Origin of the sequence: Corynebacterium fournieri (assembly GCF_030408775.1) — a bacterium.
Taxonomy (GTDB): Bacteria; Actinomycetota; Actinomycetes; order Mycobacteriales; family Mycobacteriaceae; genus Corynebacterium; species Corynebacterium fournieri.
Map to the genome: position 1 here is coordinate 974,553 of NZ_CP047210.1, position 11,879 is coordinate 986,431.

Sequence of the window (11,879 nt, forward strand, 5' to 3'; positions counted from 1 at the left end):
ATGCAGATCTCTCGCCGCATCCGTACCGCAGCCGCCGCCGTGACCGCGCTCGCCGTCGGGCTCAGCATGGTCAACCCGGCCTCCGGCCCCGCCGACGCGCAGTCCATCCCAGGCATGGTCTCCGGCGTGGATGTCGCGGGCCACCAACGTCCGGGCGGCGCCGCCATCGACTGGCACTCCGTTCGCACCGCCGGCGGCCAGGACTTCGCCTTTGTCAAGGCCTCCGAGGGCGACGGCTGGAAAAACGACTACTACGACGAGGACGCCAAAGCCGCCGCCGATGCGGGGCTGAAGGTGGGCGCCTACCACTACGCCCGTCCCGCGGAAGACCCGGTCGCCCAGGCGCGCTACTTCGCCTCGGTGATCAATGAGGGCCCGGCTACCCAGCTGCCGCCGGTGCTGGACCTCGAGGTCGATGAGGGTCTCGGCCCGGTGCAGCTGGCCGGCTGGACGCAGGCCTTCCTCTCCGAGGTGGAGGCGCGCACCGGCAAGCGCCCGATGATCTACACTTACCGCTACTTCTGGTACGAGCGGATGAACAACACCAACGCGTTCACCTCCTACCCGCTGTGGCTGGCGGCGTTCCAGAACCGCCCACCGGGACCTGTCGGCGGCTGGGACAAGATCAGCATCTGGCAGCGCAGCGAGTCCGGCCGCGTCGTGGGGATTAACACCCCGGTAGACATGAACGTCTTCAACGGCAACGAAGGCCAGCTGGGGCAGTTCGCGGCCGGCGACCTACGCGCAGGCGGCGGTGTGCTCGAGGCGTTCCAGGCCCCCGACTCGGGCGAGCTGGAGGTGCTGGAGCAAGACAGCACCGCACTCGTGGTGGCCATCCTCGCCCTCGCGGCGGGTGGCCTGGGTGCGCAGCAGCTTATCGACGCCGCCCGCGCCGCCGGCTTCGATCCCACCGACGCGGACAACATCGCCAACCTGGTTCGCACCCTGTCCGGCCAGGGCGAGCTGCCCATTGAGGACCTGCGCAAAATGATGGCCGGCGACTACCAGATCGGCGACCTGCTCATCCTGCTGGACAACGCCGCGAAGGCTGCTTAGTCGCGGCGTGGGGCCGTGGCAAAGCGGCGCGCCCACGACTCGCCCTTGAACTGCGCCGGCACCGCGCCCTTGAGCAGGTTGCGGGTAAGCGTATCGCTCGCCTCAAGCGGGCGGTTCGCCCCGATGAGCACGATGTTGCCGTAGCGGCGGCCCTTAAACATCGGCGGATCCGCAATCGCCGCGACGTGCGGGAAGACCTCGCACATGCCCGCGAGCTCCTCTTTGGCCTCCTTCAGATCCGAGTGCGAGCCGCAGTTGGCCACGTAGAAGCCACTCTCGCTTAACGACGTCCACGCCGCGGTGTAGAACTCCACCGTGGTCAGGCTGCGCGGCGTGGTGGCGGAGGAAAACACGTCGCGGATGATCACGTCGCGGGTCGCCGGTTTGAACGCGTCGGTGACCTCGCGGGCGTCGCCGATGCGGATTTTCACGGTGGGGGACCGGGGGACGTCGAAAAGCTCGCGTGCAAGCACTGCAAGCTCCGAATCGATCTCCACCACCGTGCTGCGGGAGCCGGGCCACGCGGCGGCGAAGTAGCGGGCGAGTGTGCACGCGCCGCCGCCGAGGTGCGTCAGACGTGACTTTGCCCGGTGTGATTCCGGGTAGGCGGAGTCGAGAAAATCTGCCATCCAGCGCATGTACTCGAAATCCAGCCGGGTCGGCTCGCCCGGCACGATGTGCGAGCTGGGCACGCCGTTGACAAGCAGCACCATGGAGCCGTCCGGCTCGTGCAGGACCTCGGCGACGCCGGTGTCGATCTCGTAAAACTCGCTTTTTGCGACCATGGCAGGTGAGAGTACTAGAGGCGCGCGTCGGTCCCTCGCAGGTAGGCCACAGAGGCGGCCCACGCGGCTGCCGCGAGCGCGGCCGAGGCGAGGATCACGCTCAGGACAGTCCCGACGTCGAGTGCGCCGGCATCGGCGACGGCGGTGCTGCCCAGCCACAGCGTTTCCGACAACAGAGCCGGCGCCGAGACGAACCGCACGCCGGGCATGCCGGATGCGAGCGCGCCGAAGGAGATGAGACTGGCCACCACGGCGATGCCGATGGGGGCCGCGAAGCTGCGGATGACCATAGAGAGAAGCGACTGCCAGGCAGCCACCGCCACTATCGGCGCCAACGACAGCGCAGCGGCGGCGAGGAGGTGGACGGGTAACGCGCCCGGTACGCCCAGGGCGAAACCGGCAACGAGCGCGAGGATCACCAGCACCGCGTGCATCGTCGCGGCCGCGATGCTGATCGCCGCAATCTTTGCGGCCACCAGGCTGCCGGTGCCGCGGGTGGAAGTGAGCATGGTCAACCAGTTGTGTCCCCGGTGCTCCACGCGCCAGGCGTAGGCGGCCAGCACCGCGATGCCGGCGGTGCAGAACAGCATGCCGTAGAAGAGCATGATCTGGGAGAAGTAGCTGTCCCAGCCCGCGGACAGTGTCTCGGCATTGGCGGAGTAGTTGCCGACGCCGACGCCGACGGCGATAAGCGGCACGAGGACCACCACCGCCCACATGTGGGAGCGCTTGAACTTCAGCAGGTCGTTTGTGATCAGGTGCATGGTTTAGATTTCCTTCCGGTCCAGGGCCCTCGAACCTGCGATGAACACTGCGGCGGCGAGGACAAGGTATGCGGCCCACAGCCACCAGCCGGGCTGGGTTGGAGCGACGCCCGACTCGGTGAATCCGAACGGCAGCAGCACGGCGTAGTAGCCGAAGGGGTTCAGCGCTGCGAGCCAGGCGGGGGACAGCAGTGCGGCGACGCCCAAGAACCCGCCGACGATGCCAACGCCCAACACGACGATCTGTGAATCGACCACCGCCGCGAGCAGCAGCATCACAGCCAGCAGGGCGATGCTGGCGCCCAAGGCCCCGAGCCCGAAGCGCAGCCATGTGGAAACCATTGCCCCGCTAGGCGCGGGCGCGCCCAAAGCGACGGGCAGGGCGAGTGCTGCGGCGAATTCGAGCGCGGTGAACACGACCACGATCAGGCTGGCCACGGCGAACTTCCGGAAAAGCAGCGTCCCCGGCCTCGTGCCGGCAATGGCGTTGAGCCGCCACCCGCCGCTTGCGTGTTCCGCGTCGACGATGCGGCTGGCCACCAGCGCCAGCTGCAGGGGAGTAAGAAACGCCAGGGCCATGCCCAGTCCGACGAGGTGGCTGGCCCACTGGGTGTGCGGGTCGGCCTGGAAATCTGCGATGGGATCGCCCGCGAACAGGTTCATGTTGGAAAACAGCACGATGCCGGCGCACATGAGCAGGCACAGCCAGACAATCTTGGTGCGCTTGAGCTTGGCAAACTCGACCATCATGCGCCCATCGCCTCCTTGCTCGTCAGGCCGATGAAGACGTCTTCCAGGGTGCGTCGCTTGCGCACCACCTGGTGCAGCGGAACGCCGTGGGAGACGAGGTGGGCGCAAGTCTCGGCGACCTGGGCGTCGCTAAGCCCGGAAAGCTGCAGGCCGCCCTCGACGAAGGTGGGGTGAAGTGCCCGCAGCACCTCGGCGGCCGCATCCGGGTGAGGAGTTTGGATGAACACGTCCGGCAGCTGCGCGCTGTAGAGCTCGTCCTGCGAGCCCTGAAACACCAGCTCGCCGTGGTTGATGATGGTCAGATCCGAGGCCATCTTCTCAATCTCGGACAACAGGTGGCTGGACACCAGCACGGTGCGGCCGTGGTCGCGGGCGAGGCTGATGATCAGCTCGCGGATCTCCTCGATGCCGGCAGGGTCGAGGCCGTTGGTGGGCTCGTCCAGGATCAGAAGCTGCGGGTCACGTGCCAGCGCCATCGCGATGCCGAGACGCTGCTTCATGCCCAGCGAGTAGTTCTTCACCAGCTTGTCCATGTGGTTTTCAAGGCGCACAAGCCGTACCGCGCGGCGCGCCCGTTCTTTGTCGGCGCCGAGCAGGCGGGTGACGATGCGCATGTTCTCCCCGCCGGTCAGGTGCGGGTAGGCGGCCGGCGCCTCAATGAGCGAACCGACGCCGGAGAGCACCTTCGCCCGGTTGGCGCGGGTGATCGGCTGGCCCAGCATCGTGATCTCGCCGCCGGTCGGCGCGATCAGCCCGAGCAGCATCTTCATGGTGGTGGACTTGCCGGAGCCGTTCGGCCCGAGCAACCCGTGCACCACGCCCGGCTGGACTTCGAGGTTGAGGTCGTGGACAGCGTCCGTGTTTCCGTAGGTCTTGGTCAGACCCCGGGTGTGAATGATCGGTGTTTCCATGCGTTCAAGGTTCGCGCATGGCACGGGCCTTCCGCGTCGGCGCGGGGCACGATTTTGGGCGTGATACCCAGGTATGACGCGGCTTAGGAATCCAGCAGGTCCGCGCGCGAGACCAACCCGGTCCGGTACGCGAAAAGTGCCGCGTGCACCCGGTCGCGCGACTGCGTCTTCGCCAGCACCCGGCCCACGTGGGTCTTCACCGTGGGCATGGAGATGAACATCCGCTCGGCGATCTCACCGTTGCTCCAGCCCCGGGCAATCGCGATGAGTACTTCGCGCTCGCGCTCGGTGAGCTCACCCAGCGCGAGGCGGTCCGCGGGGGACAGGGCCACAGCCTCCTCTGTCGGAGCAGCAAGCTTTGCGACGATCCGGTTCGTCGCCCTCGGCGAAATCACCGCGTCACCGCCTGCAACCGTGCGGATCGCGTCCAGCAGCGCCTCCGGTTCCGCGTCCTTGAGCAGGAACCCGCTCGCGCCCGCGCCAATCCCGCCGAGCACGTAGTCCTCGTCGTCGAACGTGGTCAGCACGATCACCTTGGTGTCCGGATGGTGCTGGGTGATACGCCGGGTGGCGGCGATGCCGTCGAGGACGGGCATTTGCACGTCCATAAGCACAATGCCCACCGGATCGCTGTCGCACGCCTGCACTGCCTCTTCGCCGTTCGCGGCGAGCCAGTGGACCTCCATGTCCGGCTGGGAGTCCAGCACGTTGCGGATGCCGTGGAGAAACAACGCTTGGTCGTCTGTGAGTCCGAGAGTGATCATGAGTTCAGCGGGATCCTTGCCGTTGTGGTCCAGGTGCCGGCGGGGGTGGCGGATGCGGTCACCGTGCCGCCGGAAAGCGCCGCGCGCTGCCGCATGCCCTCCACTCCGTGGCCCGGACGAGTGGTCGCGCCGGGAGCGACCGGGTTCGTCGTTTCTACCACGACGTTATCTGCGTCCCAGCGCACCGCGAGCTCGGCGCGGCCGGTGCCGTGCTTCATGGCGTTGGTCAGGGACTCCTGCACGATGCGCTGGACGGTAAGCGCGGTGGCCGGGGCCAGGTGCTCGGGAGGGGTGCCCTCGGCGGTGTATTCGACGTTAAGCCCGCCCGCGCGGCTGGTGGCGACCAGGCCGTCGATGTCCAGTTGCGTTGCTGGTTCAAGGGGGCGCTGTTCAGCGTCGCGGAGCAGCTGCACCACGCCGCGCATCTGGCGCAGCGAGTCGCGGCCGACGTTGCCGATGGTGCGCAGCGCCTCGTCCTTCGCCTCCGGGGTGGCGGCAAAGCGCGCGCCGTCGGCCTGCGCGACGATGACGGTCAGCGAGTGGGTGACAATGTCGTGGATCTCTCGCGCGAGGTGGGCGCGCTGCTCCTGGGCATCGCGCTCGAACTGCTCACGCTGTCGGGCCAGATCCTTCTCCGCGGTCTCTTTGGCACGGCGGCGCAGCTCGCCGAACAGCAGCGCCACGGTCAGCAGAATGATGCTCCAGAAGACGTAGGGGAGTCGCTCGGCAGGCTCGAGCGCGGTGAGCGCGGGGATGACGAACGCGGTGGCTGCGGCGTCGCCAAGCAACAGTGCTCCCGTGGCGATGTCGCGGTGCGGGGCGGGTAGGTGGCGCCTGGCGATGTAGGCGGCGAACGGCGCCACGGCGATTGCGCCGACGGGGAGCGTGTTGCAGAACGCCGCGGGAATGAGCACCGTAAGGATCGCAGCGAACGTTTCCAGCGGCCAGCGCCAGCGGGTAAACGGGGCTGCAACGGCGCAGGCCAGCAGTGCGAGCCCGACGACCAACTGCCGCGAATCCGGCAGTAGCCCAACTAGGCAGGCGACCAGCATGAACGCTGCCATGCCCGCATTGCGGATCCGCACTGCACGGGTAGTGGAAAAGTTCATGGCCGTCCACGCTACTTGCCGCCGCGGGCAGCCGCGTCGTACTGCGGTATGACGATTAGGACTTCACCAGCCGCGCGATTGCGGCGGACGCCTCTTCGATCTTGGCGTCGGCTTCCTGCCCGTCGCTGATCGCATCGGCAACACAGTGCTTCAAGTGGTCGTCCAGCAAACCCAGTGCTACGCCCTTCAGCGCCGCGTTGACCGCACTGATCTGGGTGAGGATGTCAATGCAGTAGGCGTTTTCGTCGATCATGCGGTGAATACCGCGGGTCTGCCCCTCGATACGTTTGAGCCGAGCGAGGTAACGGTCTTTCTCGCTGATGTAGCCGTGGGTGGGGGTGTTCATCATTGGTCTCCTGGATGGTGTGGACGGTGTCGGGTCACTTGGACCGGTTAAACATCCGGTCGGTGCTGCTCTGTGGGGTGAGGTCGAGGCGGCGGAGCAGCTGCGCATTGAGGGCGACGACGACGGTCGAAGCCGACATCAGGATTGCGCCGACGCTCATTGGCATCACGAACCCGATTGGGGCGAGGATACCGGCAGCCAGCGGAACGGACAGCAGGTTGTAGCCGGCCGCCCACCACAGGTTCTGCTTCATCTTCCGGTAGGTCGCACGGGAGAGCTCGATGACCGAAAGCACCGATCGCGGGTCGGAGCTTGCCAGGACGACACCCGCCGAGCCGATCGCCACGTCTGTGCCGGCACCGATCGCGATGCCGACATCGGCCTGGGCCAGCGCGGGGGCGTCGTTGACGCCATCGCCGACCATGGCGACCTTGTGGCCCTCGCCTTGCAGTTCCTTGACTTTCGCGGCCTTGTGCTCGGGACGCACACCCGCGAAGACCCGGTCAATGCCCAGGTCCTTGGCTACGGTGTCCGCGACGGCCTGCGCATCGCCGGTGATCATGACGACCTGGGCGCCCGCAGAGTGCAGTGCGTCGACGGCGTCGCGGGACTCGGGACGGATCTCGTCGGCAAGCCGGAGTGCTCCGATCACTTCGCCGTCGGCGAGGACGTGGAGAATGATCGCGCCCTCCTTTCGCCACTTGTCTGCGATGGGGAGCTCTTCGGCGGAATGCTGCTCAAGCAGGTAGGGGCCGCCGACCTCGATTACCTCACCGCCAACAGTTGCCTTCACGCCCACTGCTGGGGACGAAGAAAAGTCGATTGCCTGCGGGACGGCTACGCTACGGGCCTGAGCAGCCCCGGTGATGGCGCGTGCGAGCGGGTGCTCGCTGTCTGCCTCGGCGGCCGCCGCTAGGGCAAGCACGTCTTCTTTATCACGCCCACCGGCGGGGTCGATCGCGGTGACGGTGGGCTCACCTTTGGTGAGGGTGCCGGTCTTGTCGAAGAGTACTGCGTCGACGGTGCGCATGGATTCGAGTGCGAGCCGATCCTTGATCAGCACCCCGCCGCGGGCGGCGCGCTCGGTCGCGATGGAGACGACCAACGGGATTGCGAGGCCTAGGGCGTGAGGGCAGGCGATGACCAGCACCGTGATGGTGCGGACAACCGCCTCGTTGGGCAGGCCGATCGTCGTCCAGACGGCAGCGGTGATGATGGCCGCGCCGAGGGTGAACCAGAACAACCACGCGGCGGCCTTGTCTGCGAGGCGCTGTGCCCGCGATGACGATTCTTGCGCATCGGTGACGAGCTTTTGAATGCCGGCCAACGCGGTGTCGCCACCCGTGGCCGTGACCTTGATGCGCAGACCCGAGTCGGTCGCGATGGTGCCAGCAACCACGTGCTCTCCTTCACCGCGGCGCACCGTTTTCGATTCGCCGGTGACCATCGACTCGTCCATGCTGGCGCTGCCGTCGACGATTGTGCCGTCGGCAGGTACAGACGCGCCGGGCCGCACGATCACGATATCGCCGACCTCAAGATCCGCCGGGGTGACCTTTACCACTTCGTCGCCGTCGATCTTTTCGGCCTCGTCGGGCAGAAGTGCGGCGAGGGAGTCCAGGGCCGAGGTGGTCTGGGCGAGTGAGCGCATCTCGATCCAGTGCCCCAGCAGCATGATGACCACCAGCAGCGCCAGTTCCCACCAGAAATTCAGGTCGCGGTCCAGCAAGTTCAGGCTCGCACCCCAAGAGGAGACGAAGGCGACCGTGATCGCGAGCGCGATCAGCAGCATCATGCCGGGTTTGCGGGAGCGGATCTCGGAGACAGCACCCGTCAAGAACGGGCGACCTCCCCAGAAGTAAATGACCGTGCCCAAAAGCGGCGAGATCCACCGGGCCCATTCCGCGTCAGGCAGCTGGTAGCCGATGAGATGGGCGAAGGTTTCGTTAAATCCGACGACCGGGATCGCGAGAACCAGCATGATCCAGAAGAGCCTGCGGAACTGGGCAACGTGGTCTCCGTGGCCTGCGTGGCCATGGCCTCCGTGGCCTCCGTGGCCCGTGTGCTCTGTGTGGTGGCGGCCGGCATGGCCTTCGTGGTTGCTGTGTTCGTGATGGCTGGCGTGCCCACCGGGTCGGGTGCCGGAATGGGCGTGTCTGTCGTTCATGGTTCTGTCCTCTCGTTGCAGTTCATCGTTGTGGTCGGTTCGGCCGTGCCGGGGGCCTAGCACGACGGCCGTCTCCCACGTTAATACCCCATGGGGGTATATGTCTAGTGGGTGTTTCCATGCATTCAGCCGGACGTTTCACCTTTCGCCTTCACGGGACTACACTGCGCCGACATGCGAGTATTGGCGGCCATGAGTGGGGGAGTCGACTCCTCTGTCGCTGCTGCGCGCCTGGTGGAGGCGGGCCACGACGTCGTCGGTGTCCATCTCGCGCTGAGCAAGGACGCGCAGCAGACGCGCGAATCCGCCCGCGGGTGCTGCTCCCTGGAGGACTCTGCGGACGCGCGACGCGTGTGCGACCACTTGGGCATCCCGTTTTACGTGTGGGATTTTTCGGACAAGTTCAAAGAAGAGGTCATCGACAACTTCGTCTGGTCCTACGAGCACGGCGAGACCCCGAACCCGTGCCTGCGCTGCAACGAGAAGATCAAGTTCGCGGCGCTGCTTGACCGGGCGGTGACCCTGGGCTTCGACGCGATCGCCACCGGGCACTACGCGATCATCGACGACGAAGGCAACCTGCGCCGCTCCACCGACCCGTTGAAGGACCAGTCCTACGTCCTCGGCGTGCTCACCCGAGACGAGCTGGACCGCTGCCTCTTCCCGGTGGGCGACACCGAAAAGCCGCAAATCCGCGAGGAGGCGGCCCGCCACGGGTTCGCCACCGCCTCGAAGCCGGATTCCTACGACATCTGCTTTATCCCGGACGGCAACACGCAGGCGTTTTTAGGCCGCTCCATCGGCATGCGCCCCGGCATGATCAAGGACTCCGAGGGCCGTGAGCTGAAAGAGCACGACGGCGCGTTTCAGTACACGATCGGCCAGCGCAAGGGGTTAAACATCCGTGTGCCAGCAGCCGACGGCAAGCCGCGTTACGTCACGGACGTGGACTCCGCCACCGGCACGGTGACCGTCGGACCGCGCGAGGCGTTGAAGGTCCACGAGATCACCGCCGACCGGCTCAAGGTGCTGCACCCGGCGATGCAGGGCGAACTCGCCGCCAACGTGCAAATCCGCGCCCACGGCGGGGTCGTGCCGTGCACCGCCCGCATCGAGGGCGATCAGATGACGCTTGCCCTGCACGAGCCGCTCGAAGGCGTGGCCCGCGGCCAGGCGGCGGTGCTCTACTTGCCGGACCCGGACGGTTTGGGCGACATCGTGCTCGGCTCCGGCACCATCTGCGCGACGGCATGATCGCGCCAACCGCGTTCGGCCTCGGACCGCTTCCCGGCACCGACCTCGCTGACGCCGCCGACGTGGTGCTCTCAGAGTCGCCCTTGCCGCACATCCCGCAGCTGCCGGACCGCGGTGTTGGCTCGGACTTGATCGGCCGCACCGCCGCCATGCTGGAAATCCCAGTCGCGCGCGGGCCCCGCGGCTGGCGCGTGGCTGCCCGCAAACGCGCAGATGCGGACCGGATGGAGCGCGACCTCGACCAGCTGGAGGAACTCTGGCACGGCAAGACAGATGCGGTGAAGGTGCAGCTGGCCGGCCCGTTCACGCTGGCAGCCGAGATCGAGATGGCCAACGGCCACCGCATGATCACCGATCCCGGCGCGCTTCGCGACCTCACAGACGCGCTGCTTCAGGTGTGCGAGGTCCACCGGAGGGACGTCGAGAAGCGATTTGGCAAAAGTGTGCTGCAGCTGGACGAGCCGCGCCTGCCCGAGGTGATCGCCGGAACGCTGCAGGGCGCCACCGACTTCGAGACTATCCGCGCGATCCCCGAGCCCGAGGAGACGCTCGCGCGCTTCGGCGAGCATCTGCTGCACACGCCGAAGCTTATCGACGTCCCGTGGCTGACCTGCGACCCGCGTCGCGCCGACAAAGATGCGCTGGTGAGGCTGCTGGACGCCGGCGCCCGCATCGCTATTCCCACCATGGCCCCGCGCGAGCTGTTCAACCTGTTCGACGAGTTGCAGATCGACCCCGCCGAAACGACCGTGGACGTCTACGCGGAGCCGGCGGCGACGCTAGTGGGAATCGCGGCGAACTACCGTGGGGCTCGGGAGATGGCCGAGGCGCTTACAATGGAGGTATGACTAAACCGCTGCATTGGGACAAGAAGAAGGTCGATTTCTCGATGGGAATCGTCTTTGGTGTGATGCTCTTCGTAGCCTTCGGCCTCATGATGGACGACATGCTGGTGGGCGCCGGAATCGGCGCTGTGTTCTTCGTCGCGTTTGGGCTCTTGGCGGACAAGCGCGAGGCCGATTTTGACGGGCAGACGCTGCGTCTAGTGGACAAGAAGGAAACCACAGAGCTCGACGCCGCCAGTATCGACGATGTGATCATCAGTGAGTCGGGGCGATGGTGGTGAAGACGAAGGCAGGGGAGACGTACTCGGTCGAATCCGAGGGCGACAACCGGGGGCTGCACGACTTCGCGGAGAAGCTGCGCGCGGAGCTGGCGCTGAGCTAGCCTGCAACTAGCCCAGCATCGGCCAGCCGGGCAGCACGTTCGAAGCGTCGCGGCCCTGGGACTCGAAATACTTCTTCCGGTCCTCCTGCAGCGTGAAGTACTCCACCGCTTGGTACTCCATGAGCTCGCCTGCGTCCATCTGCGCTAGCTCCGGGTAGTGCTTGCGCACCTGCATCCACGCCACGCGGGCGGCGGCGAACGCGTCCGCGGTGGCCTCATGCGCGTTGTCCAGCCGCACACCGTAGTGCTCGCACATGGAGGTCAAGTTGCGCGGGCCTTTGCGGTAGCGGTCCTTCGCTCGGTCGATGAGCAGGGGGTCGAACACCGGCCCGGTCACCGTGAAATCGCCGGTGAGCTGGCGCAGCACCGTCAGGTCGTAGGGGGCGTTGAACACGATCAGGGGCAGACCGTCCTCCCAGCCCTGCTTGATCGCCTCGACGGTCTCGCGCACCACCTCGTCGTGGTCGCGGCCCTCCGCGCGCGCCTTTTCGGTAGTGATGCCGTGCACCTTCGCCGCCTCCTCGGGGATTTCCACTCCCGGGTCGGCGAGGGTCTCGGTGGCGTCGACCTCGGAGCCGTCGATACGCACGAGCGCGGAGGTGACTACGCGGGCCTTGCGCGGGTTGGCAGAGGTGGTCTCTAGGTCGAACGAGAGCATGCGGGAGGCGTCGAAAGTGGCCATGAGCGACATTGTAATGAGCGCGCCGACGCGCACCCGCTGAACGCTGAACGCGGCGCTAGACTCG

General features: G+C 66.6%; 14 protein-coding genes. 5 read left to right on the plus strand and 9 right to left on the minus strand.

Going from position 1 to position 11,879, the window contains the following annotated elements; translation table 11 throughout:
• Nucleotides 1–1,056 carry a glycoside hydrolase family 25 protein gene (locus CFOUR_RS04775; protein ID WP_085956602.1) on the plus strand — a complete coding sequence of 352 codons (1,056 nt, stop codon included), beginning with the start codon at nucleotides 1–3 and terminating at the stop codon, nucleotides 1,054–1,056.
• Here CFOUR_RS04775 and CFOUR_RS04780 read toward each other — a convergent pair.
• The 8 genes from CFOUR_RS04780 to CFOUR_RS04815 form a co-directional block, all read right to left on the minus strand.
• Nucleotides 1,053–1,841, minus strand: a complete 789-nt coding sequence (locus CFOUR_RS04780) for a spermidine synthase (RefSeq protein ID WP_085956601.1) — start codon at nucleotides 1,839–1,841, stop codon at nucleotides 1,053–1,055. The two genes, CFOUR_RS04775 and CFOUR_RS04780, sit on opposite strands and share 4 nt — an antisense overlap.
• A gap of 14 nt (nucleotides 1,842–1,855) precedes the next feature.
• Entirely contained in the window at nucleotides 1,856–2,605 is a 750-nt protein-coding gene (locus CFOUR_RS04785; RefSeq protein ID WP_085956600.1) for an ABC transporter permease, read from the minus strand.
• Between the two features lie 3 nt (nucleotides 2,606–2,608).
• Nucleotides 2,609–3,355, minus strand: coding sequence for an ABC transporter permease (locus CFOUR_RS04790; RefSeq protein ID WP_085956599.1), 747 nt, complete (start codon nucleotides 3,353–3,355; stop codon nucleotides 2,609–2,611).
• Nucleotides 3,352–4,266, minus strand: coding sequence for an ABC transporter ATP-binding protein (locus CFOUR_RS04795; protein WP_085956598.1), 915 nt, complete (start codon nucleotides 4,264–4,266; stop codon nucleotides 3,352–3,354). Before CFOUR_RS04795 ends, CFOUR_RS04790 begins: the two co-directional genes overlap by 4 nt.
• Before the next feature lie 83 nt (nucleotides 4,267–4,349).
• Nucleotides 4,350–5,030 (minus strand): response regulator, encoded by a 681-nt coding sequence (locus CFOUR_RS04800; RefSeq protein WP_085956597.1) that lies wholly within the window; start codon nucleotides 5,028–5,030, stop codon nucleotides 4,350–4,352.
• Nucleotides 5,027–6,139 (minus strand): sensor histidine kinase, encoded by a 1,113-nt coding sequence (locus CFOUR_RS04805; RefSeq protein ID WP_085956596.1) that lies wholly within the window; start codon nucleotides 6,137–6,139, stop codon nucleotides 5,027–5,029. The genes CFOUR_RS04800 and CFOUR_RS04805 overlap by 4 nt, the downstream gene beginning before the upstream one ends.
• Nucleotides 6,140–6,194: 55 nt before the next feature.
• Entirely contained in the window at nucleotides 6,195–6,485 is a 291-nt protein-coding gene (locus CFOUR_RS04810; RefSeq protein ID WP_085958307.1) for a metal-sensitive transcriptional regulator, read from the minus strand.
• Nucleotides 6,486–6,519: 34 nt separating this feature from the next.
• Entirely contained in the window at nucleotides 6,520–8,466 is a 1,947-nt protein-coding gene (locus tag CFOUR_RS04815; protein ID WP_413540763.1) for a heavy metal translocating P-type ATPase, read from the minus strand.
• Between CFOUR_RS04815 and CFOUR_RS11385 the strand changes: the two genes are divergently transcribed.
• The 4 genes from CFOUR_RS11385 to CFOUR_RS04830 all read left to right on the plus strand — a co-directional run bounded on the left by CFOUR_RS11385 (nucleotide 8,416) and on the right by CFOUR_RS04830 (nucleotide 11,032).
• Entirely contained in the window at nucleotides 8,416–8,712 is a 297-nt protein-coding gene (locus CFOUR_RS11385; protein ID WP_435383888.1) for a hypothetical protein, read from the plus strand. The genes CFOUR_RS04815 and CFOUR_RS11385 overlap by 51 nt on opposite strands.
• Nucleotides 8,713–8,826: 114 nt before the next feature.
• A complete protein-coding gene (gene mnmA, locus CFOUR_RS04820; RefSeq protein ID WP_085956594.1) occupies nucleotides 8,827–9,906 on the plus strand; it encodes a tRNA 2-thiouridine(34) synthase MnmA in 1,080 nt (359 codons plus the stop codon).
• Nucleotides 9,903–10,754: a uroporphyrinogen decarboxylase/cobalamine-independent methonine synthase family protein gene (locus CFOUR_RS04825; protein WP_085956593.1), complete on the plus strand. Its 852-nt coding sequence runs from the start codon at nucleotides 9,903–9,905 to the stop codon at nucleotides 10,752–10,754. The genes mnmA and CFOUR_RS04825 overlap by 4 nt, the downstream gene beginning before the upstream one ends.
• Nucleotides 10,751–11,032 (plus strand): hypothetical protein, encoded by a 282-nt coding sequence (locus CFOUR_RS04830; protein WP_085956592.1) that lies wholly within the window; start codon nucleotides 10,751–10,753, stop codon nucleotides 11,030–11,032. The genes CFOUR_RS04825 and CFOUR_RS04830 overlap by 4 nt, the downstream gene beginning before the upstream one ends.
• Nucleotides 11,033–11,140: 108 nt before the next feature.
• On the opposite strand, the gene CFOUR_RS04835 is transcribed toward CFOUR_RS04830, so the two are convergent.
• Nucleotides 11,141–11,815 carry a 3'-5' exonuclease gene (locus tag CFOUR_RS04835; protein ID WP_085958306.1) on the minus strand — a complete coding sequence of 225 codons (675 nt, stop codon included), beginning with the start codon at nucleotides 11,813–11,815 and terminating at the stop codon, nucleotides 11,141–11,143.
• Between the last annotated feature and the right edge of the window lie 64 nt (nucleotides 11,816–11,879).